Origin of the sequence: Corynebacterium halotolerans YIM 70093 = DSM 44683 (assembly GCF_000341345.1) — a bacterium.
Lineage (GTDB): Bacteria > Actinomycetota > Actinomycetes > Mycobacteriales > Mycobacteriaceae > Corynebacterium > Corynebacterium halotolerans.
On the sequence record NC_020302.1, the window covers coordinates 655713 to 672188 of the forward strand.

Genomic DNA, 16476 nt, shown 5'->3' on the forward strand with positions numbered 1-16476 from the left:
GGGGATGCGTCCGATAGTTGAGAAATCTAGCACTGGCTGTACCGCTCTGTCTAGTTCCTGGTCTGGTGCCCCTGTTTCCCCGGGCAGGGATGTTCGAATGCCGTTAGGAACGGGGCATGAGGGTCACCGGCGGGGCACCCTTGAAGCTGGCACCGGCTCGACCCCGCAGGGGCCGCGACGCGGTGAAATTCACCGAGTCCACCGCCGAACGGGGGTCTGTTCCACCGCCTTCGGTGCCGAGTTGATCCTGAGCGCACCCACCGGCCAGGCGGGCCGTCAGAGCCGGTCGCGGATCAGCTCGATGATCATCAGGACGACGGCGGCGATGACCGTGCCCGCCAGCCACACGCCGAGGAAGAAGAGGACATCGCCGAGGGCGAACGGGGTGTCCCTGGTCAGCACGGTCGAGAGCAGGGCGATGACCACCGCGATGGTCGCGGCGGTCGGCACCTTGACGATGAAGTAGTCGAGGGCGGTCATGTTCCAAGGGTAGCCCGGGGGCCGGGGAGCGCCGGATCACCCGTGACGAACCACGGACGCTCCGCGCCGTTTCGGCGACGGATGCCCGGAAACCGTCCCGTACCCGCCACACCCGCCCACCACCACGTGGAATGACAAAAACAGCCGTCCCAGCGGCGGAACGGTCTGGTAGATGTGGGGGAGTGAACCCCGTCTCCCCCAAACTCACCGTGGCCCGCTATATCGGGCGTCTGCCCTGGTTCATCCTGCCGGCCATCGCCTTCGCCGTGCTCGCCGTGCTGGTCAGCCCCTGGTTCTGGCTCGGTGCCGGAGTGGCCGTCGCCCTGCTGGTCTGGCAGGTGTGGCTCATCCCCGCCCAGGTGAAGCTGCTCGGGTGGAAGGAGACGGGCGACGAGCTGCTCATCACGAAGGGCAGGTTGTGGCACACTTTCACGGTCGTGCCCTACGGCCGCATCCAGTTCGTCGACGTCACCGCCGGCCCCGTCGAACGCTCGCTGGGCATGAAGACCCTCAAGCTCCACACCGCCTCATCGACGTCCGACTCCACCGTCGAGGGGCTGCCCGAGGGCGAGGCCGACGCCCTGCGCGACCGGCTGGCCGTCAAGGCCAGGGAGAGGATGAGCGGGCTGTGACCGGGCCGGACAATGAATCCCTCCAGGAACCCACCGGTGCCACCGCGGCCGCGGAGGAGTACCCCTACCGCCGGGTGCACCGGCTGACCCCGTTGCTGCGCTTCTGGACGGTGATTCTCGCGCTGCTGGCCGTGGCGGTGGTCAACATCAACCTCACCGTCGTCTCCACGATGTGGGCCTACCTCACCGGCGGGAACATCCTGCCCATCCTCGCCGGCGTCGGCGTCTTCGTCGCCATCTGCGGGATCCTCTGGCTGGCCTCCCAGATCTGGTGGAAGGCCACCGGCTACCGTCTGACCGACGAGGAGGTCTCGCTGAAACGCGGTGTGCTCTCCCGGCAGCTGCGCACCGCCCGTTACGACCGCATCCAGGCCGTCGACGTCGTCGAGTCCGTCATCGCGCGCATCTTCCGGTTGGCGTCGGTGCGCGTGGAGACCGCCGGCGGCGGCAGCTCCGTCATCGAGATCGCCTACCTGGCCCGCGCCGACGCCGAGTCCCTGCGCGCCGAGCTGCTTGCCCGGGTCCACGGCCCGTCGGCCGCCCACCCACGGGATCCGGCGGATACGACGGATTCCAGCGCAGTCCCGGGCTCCGCGGCGACCCCGCCTCCTGCGGGGTGGCGGGGGAACGAGACCGGCGAGGAGCTCGTCCCCGTCATCCCGATCGCCCGCTCCCTGACGGGCGCAGGGCTGCGGGGAGCCACCATCGTCGGTGTGCTCACCACGGTCCTGCTCTTCGTGCTGCCGGTGCCCCTCGCCACCGTCATCCCGATCCTCGTCGGTTTCTTCCCCGCCATCTGGAATCAGATCGACCGCAGCTGGAAGTTCACCGCCCGACTCGACGGCACCGGGGAACAGACGGTGCTCAACCTCTCCTACGGCCTGGCCGACCGCCGACGCCAGTCCATCCCGCTGCGGCGCATCCACGGCGTGAGCGTCCACCAACCGACCCTGTGGCGCCCGCTGGGCTGGTGGATGGTCTCCGTCTCGGTCGTCGGCTACGGTGCCGAGACCGACAAGTCGACGGGCACCTCCAACATCCTGCCCGTCGGTTCCCGCGACCGGGCGGCGCAGCTGCTGGCGCTGGTCTCCCCGCTCGACGCGGACGCGGTGGAGGAGATCGCCCGCCCCGAGGGACACACCCGGCCCACCTTCACCTCGCCGCGGGTGGCGCGCTGGGTCTCACCCGTCGACCGGCAGCAGCAGGCGGTCACGCTGCGTGACGACGCCGTGGTCATCCACCGCGGGCGCATCCGCCGCAGCGTCTCGGTCATCGGTCCGTCGCACATCCAGGAGGTCACCCTGCGCCGCGGGCCGCTGCAGCGGGTGGCCGACCTGTGCACCGTCCGCCTCGACCTGGTGCCCGGGCCCGTCGGCATGTCCGGCGAGGACCTCAGTGGCGACGACGGCCAGGCTCTGCTCGAGATCCTGCGGCACCGCCGGCTGCCGGATATGGTGCCGGGCGCCGAAGGGCCGCAACCCGGCCGGGACTGAGCTGCCCGCTCACACCCCGCCGGGGAACCCCAGCTGCCGCCACGCCTCGTAGGTGGCCACGGCGGCCGAATTCGACAGATTCATCGACCGCCGCCCCGGGATCATCGGGATGCGCACCTCGCCGGTGAGCCGCGGGTGCGCGAGGTGCTCCTCCGGCAGACCGGTGGGCTCGGTGCCGAAGAGCAGCGCGTCGCCCTCACGCCAGGACACGTCGGTGTGCCAGGTGGTCGACCGGGTGGTGAAGGCGAAGACGCGCGAATCCGGTAGCGCGGCGAGGCAGGCGTCGAGATCCGGGTGGACGGTGACGTCGGCGAGATCGTGGTAGTCCAGCCCCGCACGGCGCAGGTGCTTCTCGGTCAGATCGAAGCCGAGCGGCTCGACCAGGTGCAGGTGGGCGCCCGTTCCCGCGCACATGCGGATGGCGTTGCCGGTGTTGGGCGGGATCACCGGATTGTCGAAGATGACATGCAGCTCGGTCATGGGCTGCAGTTTAGGTGGGGGTAGATGGAATAATGGCATTCGTGACTGCGATCAAACTTGACGGAAAGCTCTACCAGAACGAGATCTTCGAGGACCTGACCACCCGCGTGGCCGCCCTCCGGGAGAAGGGGATCGTGCCCGGCCTGGCCACCGTGCTGGTCGGCGACGACCCGGCCTCCCACTCCTACGTGAAGATGAAGCACCGGGACTGCGAGAAGATCGGCATCAACTCGATCCGCAAGGATCTGCCGGCCGATGTCTCCCAGGAGGAGCTCAACGCGGTCATCGACGAGCTCAACGCCGACGACGCCTGCACCGGTTACATCGTGCAGCTGCCGCTGCCGAAGCACCTCGACGAGAACGCCGTGCTCGCGCGCATCGACCCGGCCAAGGACGCCGACGGCCTGCACCCGGTCAACCTGGGCAAGCTCGTGCTCAACGAACCGGCCCCGCTGCCGTGCACCCCGAACGGCGCCATCCACCTGCTGCGCCGCTTCGGCGTCGAGCTGGACGGCGCGAAGGTCGTCGTCATCGGCCGCGGCGTGACCGTCGGCCGCCCGATCGGGCTGCTGCTCACCCGCCGCTCCGAGAACTCCACCGTGACCCTGTGCCACACCGGTACCAGGGACCTGGCCGCCGAAACCCGCGCGGCGGACGTCATCGTCGCCGCCGCCGGCCGGCCGCACATGCTCACCGCCGACATGGTCAAGCCGGGCGCGGCCATTCTCGACGTCGGCGTCTCCCGCGTCGACGGCAAACTCGCCGGTGACGTCCACCCCGACGTGTGGGAGGTGGCCGGCGCGGTCTCCCCCAACCCGGGCGGCGTCGGCCCGCTGACGCGTGCCTTCCTGGTGCGCAACGTCGTCGAGCGGGCCGAACTGCTGGCCTCGCGGTAGCATGTCCGACGACCCGTCCCTGAGCCTGGACAACCCCCACGACCTGGGGACGAAGCCCTCCCCGCTACCGCGTGCGCTGCAGTGGGCGGGGCTGGCGGCATTCCTCGTCGCACTCGTCGTCGCCAGCGGTTTCGCGGTCACCGAACACTGGCGCCGCGCCACATTCACCCTGGGAGCGGCGATGATCTGGCTGGCGCTGCTGCGCCTGACCTGCGACTCGCGGATCCTGGGGGTCTTCGCCGTGCGCTCGCGCCGCTTCGACGCCCTCTTCTGCACCGTCCTGGGCGGGGTGATGGTCTTCCTCTCGGCCTCGGTCGACGCGCTGGGAAGCTGACGCCCGGGGCCGGCCGGCTGTCCCGGCTCAGATGTAGAACTCGATCTCGCCGGCCTGCTCCGGGGTCGGGGTCTTCAACGTCGGCCCCGCCAGCATGATGAAGCGGCGCAGGATGTTGTCCATCTGCCGGAACTCGGTGAGGAAGGCGTCGTGCCCGACGGGTGAGGAGATCTTGCCCATCGCCAGCAGGTTACCCAGATTGCGGGAGAGGTGCTCCTGCTGGTGGTAGGGGTAGAGGATGTCCGTGTCCACGCCGACGACCATGGTCGGCACGGTGGAGGAGGCCAGCGCCTTGTTCAGCCCTCCGCGTCCCCGGCCGATGTCGTGGCGGTTGAGGGAGTCGGTGAGGATGACGTAGGAGCCGGCGTCGAAGCGCTCGACGAGCTTGCGGGCCTGGTGGTCGAGGTAACTCTGGACGCTGAAGCGCTGCTTCGGACTGCGGAAGGTGCCGAAGGGGTCCTCGCCGGCCTGCGGATCCGAGCCGAACCGCTCGTCGATCTCGAGCTCGCCACGGTAGGTCAGGTGCGCGAGTTTGCGGGCGCTGCCGAGCCCGGCGGTGGGGAAGTAGCCGGTGTCGTGGTAGTCGCCGCCGTGCCAGAACAGGTCGTTCTCGATCATGTTGATCTGAGAGGACTGGATGCCGATCTGCCAGGCGCTGGCGCGGGCGGACACGGCGATGACCAGGGCGGCGTCGACCAGCCCCGGGTACATCAGCGTCCACTCCAGGGTGCGGGCGCCGCCCATGCTGCCGCCGATGACGGCGCTGACACGCTCGACGCCGACGGCGTCGAGAAACGTCTTCTCGGCCTTGACCTGATCCCGGATGGAGATCGCCGGGAAGCGGGAGCCCCAGTGGTCGCCGTCCGGGTGGCGCGAGGCGGGGCCGACGGATCCGCTGCAGCCGCCGAGGACATTGGTGCACAGCACGCAGAAGCGGTCGGTGTCCAGCGCCATGCCCGGGCCGACCAGGCCCTTCCACCATTCGGCGACGTCGGAATCGCCGGTCAGGGCGTGTTCGATGAGGAGGACATTGCTGGTTCCGTCGTCCGTGACCTTGAGCTCGCCCCAGCGCTGGTACGCGATGAAGGCGTCCTCGATCGTGCCGCCGGCCTCGGTGCGGAAGTCGCCGATGGACTGGATGCCGAGCTCGCCCTGCGGGACCAGATTCGCCATTCCGGGGGACCTCCTGAAAATCGGGTGTGATTGCAGGCCAGTGTAACTGGACCGCTCGGTCTAGTCGAATTTCCGTTCCTTGTCCGCCGACGTTCGCGGAGTCGACCGGAGTCGGGGCGCCCCTTCGTGCTCATGGCCGTTCTCCGCCACTGTCACCGCCAGCTCACTTCACATCGGTGATCACCGTGCCGGCTTCGAGCCGGGTGTCCGTGGGCCCGGAGAGCGTCCCGGTGTCGTAGTCGATCTCCAGGGTCTGGAGCGATCCGAACAACCCCTCGGCGGAGGCGGTGACCGGCCATCCCTGCGCCCGCAGTTCCTGGGCCGCCGGGGTGCCCACGAATGCGGACTCCGCAATGAACGTCTGGGTGCCGGCGTTGAACCGGAACCGCGGCGCCGCCACCGCCTCCTCCAGGGGCTGGTCCATGAGTGCCCATCGGGTGAGCGAGTTGCCGAGGATACTGAGGATATTGGACCCGCCCGGCGTACCGATCCCCAGGACGGGCCGGCCCTCGTTGTCCAGCACCATGGCCGGGTTCGACCACGTGACCGAACGCCGACCCGGCTCCGGCTGGTTCTGCGGGGTGTTGAAGGTGGTGAACCGGCTGAGCTGATCGTTGAGGAAGAATCCGCCGACCTCGGTTCCCGAACCCCAGAACTCGGTGAGGGTATTCGTCATCGACACCACCGTGCCGTCGCTGTCCACCACGGTGAGGTGGGTGGTGCTCGGGGAGATCCCCGTGCTCCCGTCGGTCGGCCCGACGGCTCCGCCCGGAGCCGCCGGTGGGGTGCCCCCGACGAGTGCGGCGTTTCTGACCGGATCGACGAGCTCGCCGACGGGGATGTCGGTGAACGCGGGATCCCCCAGGTGCGTGCGGACGGTCTCCTCGGCGAGGACCCAGGCCTCGGAGATCTGCTGCACGTACTCCGCCGATTCCGGATCCAGCTCGGCGATGCCCTGGCTCTCGAGCACCTGGAGCATCTGGATGAGAGCCACCCCCGGAAGCGCCGGCGCCGAACCAACCACCTGGTAATCACCCACCGGGCCCTGCGGCGGTTCGCTGTGCTGGATCTCGTACCGCTCCAGCGAGGCCGGATCGATTCCGTTGACCTGGGTGAGCTGGTCGGCGATCGTGCCGGTGTAGAAACTCTCCGGGCCCTCGGCCTGCAGCATCCGGAAGGTCTGGGCGAGTTCGGCCTGCACCAGGGGTTGTCCGACCTGCAGCGGTGTCCCGCCCGGCGCGAACTGTTCCTGACCGGCAACCGCCTGGGCACCGCCGGCGGCGATCCTGAGGATCAACTGCTCGGTGGCCGGAACGCCGCCCTCGGCCATGCGGATGGCGGGTTCCAGCAGTTGGGCCCACTCGAGCGTGCCGTGGCGGGCGTGGAGTTCCGCCATGCCCGCGACGAATCCCGGAATGCCGGTGTTCGACGGGGGGATCACGCCGTCGGCGGCCACGACCTCGCGGTAGTCGAACGCCTCCGGTTCGCCGTCCTGTGTCGCGATCAGCGCCGATCCTCCGCCGCCCACGCCTGAGGCATAGGGCTCCACCACCGAGACCGCGAATGCGGCGGCAATGGCGGCATCCACCGCGGTGCCCCCGGCGTCGAGCATCTCCATCCCCGCCTCGGCCGCGAGCGGGTGCCCGGCGTTCACGCCCTGCTGGTTGAGAACCGCCCCCGATTCCTGGGTTTCCTCGGTGGTCTGCTCCGGCCGGGTGCTTTCCGACGCCGTGGTGGCCGCCGTCTCGGGAGTGTTCGCGGGCTCATCGTCGGCCCCCGGCCCGGTGCAGCCCGAGAGAACCAGCATTCCGGCGAATAACGCCCCGAGACCTGCCCGGCGTGGTGCACCGACACTGATGCGCATGCGAATCGTCCCGTCCTCCCGCTTTCGGTTCCTCTCCGGCCTGAGGTGGTGCTGAGCCGGGGACCATCCCGGCACCGCACACCACATGGGTGCCAGTTAACCAAGATATCGGCGCGGGGGAGCGGGATTGGATGCCCGCGGAACCCGCGCCCGCCCTGTTGTCCCCGCTGCCGGTGACGCCGGGCCCTGCCGGGAACCGCGGGGTGGCGAGTTACACCGCCGCGAAACCGTTCTCGAGGTCGGCGATGATGTCGTCGACGTTCTCGATGCCCACCGACAGACGCACCGTGGACTGGGTGACGCCCGCACGTGCCAGGCCGTGCTCGTCGGACTGGGAGTGGGTGGTGGTCGCCGGGTGGACGACCAGGGAGCGCACATCGCCGATATTGGCCAGGTTGGAGTGCAGCTTCAGGGCGTCGATGAAGGCCCAGGCCTCGTCCTTGCCGCCGTCGATCTCGAAGGTCAGCACGGAGCCGGTGTACCTCAGGCCCAGCTTCTCCTTGACGGCGTACCAGGGCGAGTCCGGCAGGCCGGCGAAGGCCACGGACTTCACCTTCGGGTGCTGGTCCAGGAACTCGGCGACCTGCACGGCGTTCTCGTTGTGGCGCTCCAGACGCAGGGAGAGCGTGTCCAGGCCCTGCACGCAGGCCCAGGCGTTGAACGCGGAGAGGGTGGCGCCGGTGTCACGCAGCAGGCCGACGCGGGCCTTGAGGCCGAAGGCCGGCGCGCCCAGGTCGGCGTACTTCAGGCCGTGGTAGGCCGGATCCGGGGTGACGAAGTTCGGGAAGACCGGCTCGCCGTCGCGCTCGGTGGTCCAGTCGAACGTGCCGCCGTCGACGAGCACGCCGCCCAGGCCGGAGCCGTTGCCGGTGTAGAACTTCGTCAGCGACGCCACGACGATGTCCGCGCCCAGCTCGAGCGGACGCACCAGGGCGGCGGTGGCGATGGTGTTGTCCACGATCAGCGGGACGCTGTTGCGGTGGGCGACTTCGGCGATGGCGGGGATGTCCAGGACGTCGGCCTGCGGGTTGGCGAAGGTCTCGCCGAAGAAGGCCTTGGTGTTCGGCCGCACGGCCGACTGCCAGGACTCCGGGTCGTCCGGGTTCTCCACGAAGGTGAACTCGATGCCCAGGCGGCCCAGGGTGGTCTGGAAGAGGGTCTCGGTGCCGCCGTAGAGGCGCGGGGAGGTGACGATGTGGTCGCCCGCGTCCGCCAGGTTGAGGATGGAGGCGGTGGTGGCGGCCTGGCCGGAGGCGAAGGCCACGGTGTGGACGCCGCCCTCGAGGGAGGTGATGCGGTTCTCCAGGGCCTCGACGGTCGGGTTGGTCAGGCGCGAGTAGACCGGGCCGAGGTCCTCCAGGGCGAAGCGCTGCTTGGCGTGCTCGGCGGAGTCGAAGACGAAGGCCGTCGACTGGTAGATCGGGAGGTTGCGGGCGCTGGTCTGCCCGTCCACCGGCTGGCCGGCATGGATGGAGCGGGTCTCGAAACCCCACTGATCGGCGTTGCTGTTGTCGTACTTCGGCATGAACTTCCTCCTGTTACGGTCCCCGGCGCGCCCGGTTCTGCGGGCACCGGTCCTCGGTTCGCCATCAAGCGTAGAACCCCCGGCGGTGCCCCGCAAACAGCTCTGTCTGTTGTTGTGCTCTTTCCGCCGGTCAGGGGGTGAAAAGAAAATAGACTGAGCGGTCTTGGGCGGGGTGGTGGGGCGGGGTGCGCCGTGCGCCGCCCGCGTCGACGCCCCAACGCCAGGAGCCCTCCGGAGATTGCTCTCCGGAGGGCTCGGGCGGGAAGGCCGAAGGCTACTTCTTCAGGCCGTCGATGATCTCGTTGAACTTCTCGGCCGGACGCATGACCTCGGTGGTCTTGGCGTCGTTCGGCTGGTAGTAGCCGCCCAGGTCCACGGAGGAGCCCTGGACGTCGATCAGCCTGGCGTCGATGGTCTCGGCGTTCTCGGACAGCGACTGGGCGATGGGCGCGAAGGTCTCGGCCAGGTCGGTGTCGTCGGACTGCGAGGCCAGGGCCTCGGCCCAGTAGGAGGCCAGGTAGAAGTGGCTGCCGCGGTTGTCGTTCTCGCCGACCTTGCGGGAGGGGGACTTGCCCTCGTTCAGCAGCTTCTCGGTGGCGGCGTCGAGGGCGTCGGCCAGCACGCCGGCCTTCGGGGCGTCGCCGGTGTTGGCGAAGTGGCGCAGCGACTCGGCCAGGGCGAGGAACTCACCCAGGGAGTCCCAGCGCAGGTGGTTCTCCTCCTGCAGCTGCTGGACGTGCTTCGGGGCGGAGCCGCCGGCACCGGTCTCGAACAGGCCGCCGCCGGCCATCAGCGGCACGACGGAGAGCATCTTGGCGGAGGTGCCCAGCTCGAGGATCGGGAACAGGTCGGTGTTGTAGTCACGCAGGACGTTACCGGTCACGGAGATGGTGTCCTCGCCGCGGCGCATGCGCTCGACGGTGACCTTGGTGGCCTCGACGGGGGAGAGGATCCGGATGTCCAGGCCCTCGGTGTCGTGGTCCTTCAGGTACTTCTCGACGAGCTCGATCAGGTTGCGGTCGTGGGCGCGCTCGGAGTCCAGCCAGAAGATGGCGGGCATGCCGGACAGGCGGGAGCGGGTGACGGCCAGCTTGACCCAGTCCTGGATCGGGGCGTCCTTGGTCTGGCAGGCACGCCAGATGTCACCGGTGGAGACCTCGTGCTCGATGAGGACCTCGCCGGCGGAGTTGGTGACCTGGACCTTGCCGTCGGACTCGATCTTGAAGGTCTTGTCGTGGGAGCCGTACTCCTCGGCCTTCTGCGCCATCAGGCCGACGTTCGGGACGGTGCCCATGGTGGTCGGATCGTAGGCGCCGTTGGCCTTGCAGTCGTCGATGACGACCTGGTAGATGCCGGCGTAGGAGGAGTCCGGGATGACGGCCAGGGTGTCCTGGGTCTTGTCGTTCTTGTTCCACATCTGGCCGGAGGTACGGATCATGGCCGGCATGGAGGCGTCGACGATGACGTCGGACGGCACGTGCAGGTTGGTGATGCCCTTGTCGGAGTTGACCATGGCCAGGTCCGGGCCGTTCTCGAGGGCGGCATCGAAGGCGGCGCGGATCTCCTCGCCGTTCTCGAGGTTCTCCAGGCCGGAGTAGATGGCCGCCAGACCGTTCTCGCCGTTGAGGCCGGCGGCCTCCAGCTGCTCGCCGTACTTGGCGAAGACGTCGGAGAAGAAGGCGCGCACGACGTAGCCGAAGATGATCGGGTCGGAGACCTTCATCATGGTGGCCTTGAGGTGCACGGAGAAGAGGACGCCCTCCTCCTTGGCGCGGGCGACCTGCTCGGCCAGGAACTGCTCCAGGGCGGCGGCGCGCAGGACGGTGCCGTCGATGACCTCACCCTGCAGCACCTTGAGGTCGGACTTCAGCACGGTCTCGGTGCCGTCGGCGGCGACGTGCTTGATGGTCAGGGTGTCATCGGACGGGAGGATGACGGACTTCTCGTTGTGGCGGAAGTCGTCGGCGTCCATGGTGGCGACGTTGGTCTTGGAGTCGGAGCTCCACTCGCCCATGCGGTGCGGGTTCTTCTTGACGAAGTTCTTCACGGCGACCGGGGCGCGGCGGTCGGAGTTGCCCTCACGCAGGACCGGGTTCACGGCGGAGCCCTTCACGGCGTCGTAACGCGCGCGTACGTCCTTCTCCTCGTCGGTCTCCGGGTTGGCCGGGTAGTCCGGGAGGTCGTAGCCCTGCTCCTGCAGCTCCTTGATGGCGGCCTGCAACTGCGGCACGGAGGCCGAGATATTCGGCAGCTTGATGATGTTGGCTTCCGGGGTCTTGGCCAGCTCACCGAGCTCGGCGAGGGCGTCGTCGACGCGCTGCTCGTCGGTCAGCTTGTCCGGGAACTGCGCGAGGATGCGGCCGGCCAGGGAGATGTCGCGGGTCTCCACGTCGATGCCTGCCGTGCCGGCGAAGGCCTCGACGACGGGCTTGAACGAGTACGTCGCGAGCAGCGGCGCCTCGTCGGTGCGGGTCCAGATGATCTTTGCCATGAGTCTCCCTCGTGGTTATCGGCTCGATATTCAGCTTCCCAGGTTACCCTCTCCCATTCCCTCCGGCGGGTGACGGGGGCGACGGGTGATCAGCCTCGCATGGCCACGCCGCGTTTCCAGTAACCCATGAAGGACACCCGGGACCGCGGGATGCCGTGGGTCTTCACCAGACCCCGGCGCATCCCGGTGACCATCCCCGACTCCCCGGCGATCCAGTAGTAGACGTCCCCGTCCCGCCCCGGCGCGGCGTCGAGACGCTCACCTGAGGAGGAGTAGAGCGGGGTCTCCCACAGCAGCGGCGCGTCGTCCGGTTCCGCCGGCGTCTGCGTGACGACGCCCGCGGCGGTGGCCAGCAGACTGCCGTGGGCGGCGCCGTCGCGCGGCAGCCAGCGCACCCGTACCCCGGCCGGGGCGGTCAGGGGCAGGACGTCCTCCGCGGTCGGGACCTCGATGGCGGCCTCCCCGACGGAACCGGCGGGCAGGTCGCCGAGGATGCGGGCGATCGCCGGCGCCGCCGTCTCGTCGCCGAACAGGCGGAACTCGCGGGTGGCGCCGGGGGAGAACTCGATGCCCGAGCCGCTGTCCTCGTCGCGGTCGGGGCCGATGACGACCAGTTCATCACCCGACCGCGCGCCGTGCGCCCAGGTGGCCGCGGGGCCGGAGGAGTCCGCCCCGTCGGTCCCGAGGTGGAGGACGAAGTCGACGCTCAGCCGGGTGCCGCGCGCGTCCCGCTCGACGTCACGGATGGAATAGGTGCGCATCACCCCCCGGTCGTGCTCGGGGAGCGTGCGCCAGTGTTCGTACCAGTTTCCGTCTGCGGGCAGGTCGGGCAGCTCGCCGGCGGAGGTGGGGAAGATCAGCTTGATGCGCTGGTCGAAGGCCAGCCCGGCGGGGCCGAACCCGGCGAGTTCCGCACCACCGAAGGTGACCCGGATGAAGCTGGGGGACAGGCGCGCGACGTCGTCGACGACGGCGCGGAAGGGGCGGTAGGGCATGGCGGTTACCTCGTGTTCCGGTGGGCGGGGGCGTGGTGGCGGCCGATCGGCATGACCATCGGCCGGCCGGAGACCGGGTCGGGCAGTACCCGGGAGTCGATGTCGAAGACCTCCTTCATCGTCGCCTCGGTGACCACCTGCTCCGGGGTGCCCACGGTGTGGACCGTCCCGGCGTGCATGGCCACCAGCTGGTCCGAGTAGCGGGCGGCCAGGTTGAGGTCGTGCAGCACCATCACGACGGTGGTGCCGCGGGAGGCGTTGAGGTCGGTGAGCAGGTCGAGGACCTCGAGCTGGTGGGCCACGTCCAGGTAGGTCGTCGGCTCGTCCAGCAGCAGGATGTCGGTGTCCTGGGCCAGTGCCATCGCGATCCACACGCGCTGGCGCTGCCCGCCGGACAACTCGTCGACGCTGCGCTCGGCCAGCTCCGTGGTGCCGGTGGCGGCCAGCGCCTCGGCGACGATCTCGTGGTCCCGGGTGGACCAGCGGCCCAGCAGCCCCTGGTGCGGGGTGCGCCCGCGGCCGACCAGATCCGCGACGACGATGCCGTCCGGGGCGACCGGTGTCTGGGGCAGCAGCCCGAGGGTGCGGGCCAGTTTCTTCGTCGGATACTCCGCCAGTGCGCGGCCGTCGAGAAGCACCTGCCCGCCGGAGGGTTTGAGCAGGCGCGACAGGGCACGCAGCAACGTGGATTTGCCGCAGCCGTTGGGGCCGACGATGGAGGTGACGGCGCCGGGGACCAGCTCGACGCTCAGGTCCTCGATGACGCGGCGGTCACCGTAGGCCAGGTGGATGTCCCGGGCCGTCAACGTGTGGGAGGAGGTCACAGGGGAGTCCTTCAGCGGTTGGAGCGGATGAGCAGATAGATGAGGTAGGGCGCGCCGAGCACGCCGGTGACCACCCCGACGGGGTAGCGCGTGCCCAGCAGGAACTGGCCGATCAGATCGGCGCCCAGCACCAGCACGGCGCCGACGAGTCCGGCCGGCAGGGTCAGCGATCCGCCCGGGCCCACCAGGCGGGCGGCGACGGGACCGGCCATGAGCGCGACGAACGCGATCGGGCCGCAGGCGGCGGTGGCCACCGCGATCAGGGTGACCGCGCCGACGACAGCGGCCGGGCGGGTCAGTCCGACGCGTACGCCCAGCCCCGTCGCCGAGTCCTCCCCCAGCCGCAGCACCGACAGCTGGTGGGCCAGCAGGAGCATGACGGGCAGGACCACCGCCACCGTGACGGCGACCGGTGCCACCCGGTCCCACGTGGCGCCGTTGAGCGAGCCGCTGAGCCAGCGGGTGGCCGTCGGCAGATCCCAGGAGGAGGCCTTCGACAGGGTGTAGGTGACCACGGACTGCAGCATCGCGGCCATGCCGATGCCGATGAGGATGAGCCGGGTGCCGGCGAAACCGCCGCGCAGCGACAGCAGGTAGATGGCCGCGGCCACCGCGAGCGCGGCGACCAGCGCCAGCAGGGAGACCGCGGTCTGGGACAGGTTGAACATGACGATCCCGATGACCCCGGCGGCACTCGCCCCCGAGGAGATGCCGATGATGTCGGGGGAGGCCAGCTGATTGCGCAGCATCGTCTGGAAGGTCACGCCCGCCACCCCGAAGGACAGGCCGGCGAGCACGGCCAGGCAGGCGCGCGGCAGCCGCAGCTCACCGACGGTGTAGGACGCGCCGGGCACCTGCTGGCCGGCAATGACGGCGATGATGTCCGCCGGCGGGTAGAAGGTCTCGCCGATCATCAGGGACACGGCGAACAGCACGGCCACCGCTGCGGCGAGGATGCCGATGATCAGCCACCGCCGCCGGGCGCGGGTGGCGCGGGCGGTCCGGAGCGCGGTGACGGCGTCGGTGGTGCCGGGGGCGGCTGTTGCGGTGTTGGTGGTGGGCATCGTGGCGGTCACAGTTCACGCACCTTCCTGCGACGGACGATCCAGATGAAGAAGGGGGCCCCGATCAGCGGGGTGATCACGCCCACGGCGATCTCGCTGTGCGGGGTGATCACCCGCCCCAGGGTGTCGGCGGCGACCAGCAGCGCCGCCCCCGACAGGGCGGAGACGGGCAGCAGCCAGCGGTGGTCGGTGCCGATGAGCAACCGGCACACGTGCGGCACGATCAGTCCGACGAAGGCGATGGGGCCGGCGAGCGCGGTGGCCACGCCGCAGAGGATCACTGCGCCCAGGGAGGAGACCAGCCGGGTGCGCAGCACGTTGCGGCCCAGCCCGGTCGCCACGTCGTCGCCGAGCGCCAGGGAGTTCAGCCCGCCCGCGCTCGCGAGGCAGATCACCGCACCCAGGATGAGCAGGGGAGCGGCGAGCCCGAGGTGGGACCACTCCGCGCCCCCGACGCCGCCGATCTGCCAGAACCGGAAGGAGTCCATGACGTCCGCCCGCGGCAGGAGTACGGCGCTGACCAGCGAGGTGGCCGCCGCCGAGGTGGCGGCGCCGGCGAGCGCGAGTTTCAACGGGGTCGCGCCGCCGCGCCCGAGCGAGCCCACGGTGTAGACGAAGACCGCCGCCACGGCGGAGCCGACGACCGCGACGAGCATGGTGGCCACCGGGTTGGACAGGCCGAAGAAGGCGATGCCGGTGACCACGGCCAGGGAGGCGCCGGAGAGCACCCCGAAGATGCCCGGGTCCGCCAGGGGATTGCGCGTGACGGCCTGCATGGTCGCCCCGGACACCGCCAGGGCGGCACCCACGGCGACCGCGAGCACGGTGCGCGGGATCCGCAGCCAGGCCGCGGCCTGTTCCGTGGTCTCCGTGTGCCCGAGCAGGGCGGCGACGGCGTCGGTGAACGCGATGTCGCGCACTCCGTGGGCGACGGAGAGCACGCAGACCACACCCAGCACCGCCGCGAGCAGGAGCAGCCGGACGACCTGCCGGGTGGCGGAACGGTGCGTGGCGGAATCGGCGGTGGTGGTGGCGGTGGCGGTGCGGGTGGCGTTCACGGGGGCGGCCGGTGTTTGGGTCGTGGTGGAGAGCATGCGCTGCGTCCTACTCGGTGTCCTCGAGGGCGCCGTTCAGGATCTCGAAGTAGTCGCGGATGCCCCACGGGATGGACAGCGGCGAGGGGTTGGCCGCCGCGGCCAGCGGGCCGCTGCCCAGGAAGGCGACGTTGCCGTCGCGGATGGCCGGGATGCGGCCGAGCAGCGGATCCTCCTGCATGGAGCGCAGCGTGGCCTCGTTCTCGGCCGGGTCGTCGGAACCGTAGGAGACGATCAGATCGACGTCCTCGAAGGCCTCCGGTTCCTCGGCGGAGCGCTCGACCCAGAATTCGGAGGTGTCCCGGCTGGTCTCCTCCACGACGGACGGCACCCCGAGGCCCGCGTCGGCCAGGAACTCCGCGCGCGGATCCTTGGTGGTGTAGAAGCCGATGCTGGACTGGTTGGACTCACCGCCGAAGGAGGTGAACAGCACCTTCTTGTCCCGCAGTGCCGGGAACTCGTCGAGGGCGGCGTCGACCTCGGCGTCGAGCTCCTCGTTCAGCTGCTCGCCCTCGTCCGCCAGGCCGAGTGCGGCGGCGTCCTTCTCGACCATCTCGTCCAGCGAGGTGCCCCACGGGATGTCCGGGTAGGCGATGACCGGGGCGATCTTGGACAGCTGCTCGTAGTCCTCCTGGGTCAGCCCGGAGTAGGCGGCCAGGATGACGTCGGGGCGGGTGTCGGCGACCTGCTCGAAGGGGATGGAGTCGGTCTCGTCGAAGAGCACGGGGGTCTCCGCACCGAGTTCGGCCAGCTCCTCCTCCGCCCAGGGCAGGACGCCGTCGTTGTCGTCGTCACCCCAGGTCACCTTGGACATGCCGACGGGCACGATACCGAGCGCGAGAGGGACCTCGTGGTTGGCCCACGCGACGGTGGCCACGCGCTCGGGCTTTTCCTCGATGGTCGTCTCGCCGAAGGCGTGGGGCACGGTCACCGGGAAGGCGCCGGAGGTCTCCGCCGCGGCCTCCGCACCGGCGGGGTCGGTGGTCGCGGAGGAGGAGCCGGTGGCGTCCGACGAGCAGGCGGTCAGGCCGGTTGCCAGGGCGGCCGCCGTGAGGATGGACAGGACACGGGAGGTGCGCACGCGCGGATCCCTTTCTGTTGTTGAGGCAGAGCTTAGTTAGGCAAGGCTGA

General features: G+C 69.9%; 15 protein-coding genes. 4 read left to right on the forward strand and 11 right to left on the reverse strand.

Going from position 1 to position 16476, the window contains the following annotated elements; genetic code table 11:
• Positions 1–276: 276 nt before the first annotated feature.
• Positions 277–480, reverse strand: coding sequence for a hypothetical protein (locus A605_RS03125; protein WP_015400050.1), 204 nt, complete (start codon positions 478–480; stop codon positions 277–279).
• Positions 481–662: 182 nt separating this feature from the next.
• Here A605_RS03125 and A605_RS03130 point away from each other — a divergent pair, with 182 nt between their 5' ends.
• Positions 663–1112, forward strand: a complete 450-nt coding sequence (locus tag A605_RS03130) for a PH domain-containing protein (protein ID WP_015400051.1) — start codon at positions 663–665, stop codon at positions 1110–1112.
• Complete coding sequence (locus A605_RS03135) at positions 1109–2605, forward strand: PH domain-containing protein (RefSeq protein WP_015400052.1); 1497 nt, start codon at positions 1109–1111, stop codon at positions 2603–2605. The genes A605_RS03130 and A605_RS03135 overlap by 4 nt, the downstream gene beginning before the upstream one ends.
• A gap of 9 nt (positions 2606–2614) precedes the next feature.
• On the opposite strand, the gene A605_RS03140 is transcribed toward A605_RS03135, so the two are convergent.
• Positions 2615–3085 carry a tRNA (cytidine(34)-2'-O)-methyltransferase gene (locus A605_RS03140; RefSeq protein ID WP_015400053.1) on the reverse strand — a complete coding sequence of 157 codons (471 nt, stop codon included), beginning with the start codon at positions 3083–3085 and terminating at the stop codon, positions 2615–2617.
• Between the two features lie 41 nt (positions 3086–3126).
• On the opposite strand from A605_RS03140, the gene A605_RS03145 reads away from it, so the two are divergent.
• Together A605_RS03145 and A605_RS03150 are read left to right on the forward strand one after the other, a co-directional pair.
• Positions 3127–3981, forward strand: coding sequence for a bifunctional methylenetetrahydrofolate dehydrogenase/methenyltetrahydrofolate cyclohydrolase (locus A605_RS03145; protein WP_015400054.1), 855 nt, complete (start codon positions 3127–3129; stop codon positions 3979–3981).
• A 1-nt stretch (position 3982) separates the two neighbouring features.
• Positions 3983–4315 carry a DUF3017 domain-containing protein gene (locus tag A605_RS03150; protein ID WP_015400055.1) on the forward strand — a complete coding sequence of 111 codons (333 nt, stop codon included), beginning with the start codon at positions 3983–3985 and terminating at the stop codon, positions 4313–4315.
• Between the two features lie 27 nt (positions 4316–4342).
• On the opposite strand, the gene metX is transcribed toward A605_RS03150, so the two are convergent.
• From metX to A605_RS03195, 9 genes are all read right to left on the reverse strand, one after another.
• Positions 4343–5488, reverse strand: a complete 1146-nt coding sequence (metX, locus tag A605_RS03155) for a homoserine O-acetyltransferase MetX (RefSeq protein WP_015400056.1) — start codon at positions 5486–5488, stop codon at positions 4343–4345.
• 163 nt (positions 5489–5651) lie between these two features.
• Entirely contained in the window at positions 5652–7295 is a 1644-nt protein-coding gene (locus A605_RS03160) for a gamma-glutamyltransferase (protein WP_015400057.1), read from the reverse strand.
• 268 nt (positions 7296–7563) lie between these two features.
• The gene (locus tag A605_RS03165; RefSeq protein WP_015400058.1) at positions 7564–8877 is read right to left on the reverse strand and encodes an O-acetylhomoserine/O-acetylserine sulfhydrylase; all 1314 of its coding nucleotides are present in this window, start codon (positions 8875–8877) and stop codon (positions 7564–7566) included.
• 274 nt (positions 8878–9151) lie between these two features.
• Complete coding sequence (locus tag A605_RS03170; RefSeq protein WP_015400059.1) at positions 9152–11368, reverse strand: NADP-dependent isocitrate dehydrogenase; 2217 nt, start codon at positions 11366–11368, stop codon at positions 9152–9154.
• Between the two features lie 89 nt (positions 11369–11457).
• The gene (locus tag A605_RS03175) at positions 11458–12363 is read right to left on the reverse strand and encodes a siderophore-interacting protein (protein WP_015400060.1); all 906 of its coding nucleotides are present in this window, start codon (positions 12361–12363) and stop codon (positions 11458–11460) included.
• 5 nt (positions 12364–12368) lie between these two features.
• Complete coding sequence (locus tag A605_RS03180; RefSeq protein WP_015400061.1) at positions 12369–13187, reverse strand: ABC transporter ATP-binding protein; 819 nt, start codon at positions 13185–13187, stop codon at positions 12369–12371.
• Between the two features lie 11 nt (positions 13188–13198).
• Positions 13199–14251, reverse strand: a complete 1053-nt coding sequence (locus A605_RS03185) for a FecCD family ABC transporter permease (RefSeq protein ID WP_042440268.1) — start codon at positions 14249–14251, stop codon at positions 13199–13201.
• Positions 14252–14259: 8 nt separating this feature from the next.
• On the reverse strand, positions 14260–15345 hold the full coding sequence (locus tag A605_RS03190; RefSeq protein WP_015400063.1) for a FecCD family ABC transporter permease: 1086 nt from the start codon (positions 15343–15345) through the stop codon (positions 14260–14262).
• A 10-nt stretch (positions 15346–15355) separates the two neighbouring features.
• Positions 15356–16426, reverse strand: coding sequence for an iron-siderophore ABC transporter substrate-binding protein (locus A605_RS03195; protein ID WP_015400064.1), 1071 nt, complete (start codon positions 16424–16426; stop codon positions 15356–15358).
• Positions 16427–16476 lie beyond the last annotated feature (50 nt).

Excerpts from the sequence above, each read along its gene's own strand:
- A605_RS03160 (WP_015400057.1), bottom strand. The coding sequence starts at position 7,295 with ATGCTGGTTCTCTCGGGCTGCACCGGGCCGGGGGCCGACGATGAGCCC.
- A605_RS03170 (WP_015400059.1), bottom strand. The coding sequence starts at position 11,368 with ATGGCAAAGATCATCTGGACCCGCACCGACGAGGCGCCGCTGCTCGCG.
- A605_RS03175 (WP_015400060.1), bottom strand. The coding sequence starts at position 12,363 with ATGCCCTACCGCCCCTTCCGCGCCGTCGTCGACGACGTCGCGCGCCTG.
- A605_RS03140 (WP_015400053.1), bottom strand. The coding sequence starts at position 3,085 with ATGACCGAGCTGCATGTCATCTTCGACAATCCGGTGATCCCGCCCAAC.
- A605_RS03185 (WP_042440268.1), bottom strand. The coding sequence starts at position 14,251 with ATGCCCACCACCAACACCGCAACAGCCGCCCCCGGCACCACCGACGCC.
- metX (WP_015400056.1), bottom strand. The coding sequence starts at position 5,488 with ATGGCGAATCTGGTCCCGCAGGGCGAGCTCGGCATCCAGTCCATCGGC.
- A605_RS03165 (WP_015400058.1), bottom strand. The coding sequence starts at position 8,877 with ATGCCGAAGTACGACAACAGCAACGCCGATCAGTGGGGTTTCGAGACC.
- A605_RS03190 (WP_015400063.1), bottom strand. The coding sequence starts at position 15,345 with ATGCTCTCCACCACGACCCAAACACCGGCCGCCCCCGTGAACGCCACC.
- A605_RS03150 (WP_015400055.1), top strand. The coding sequence starts at position 3,983 with ATGTCCGACGACCCGTCCCTGAGCCTGGACAACCCCCACGACCTGGGG.
- A605_RS03125 (WP_015400050.1), bottom strand. The coding sequence starts at position 480 with ATGACCGCCCTCGACTACTTCATCGTCAAGGTGCCGACCGCCGCGACC.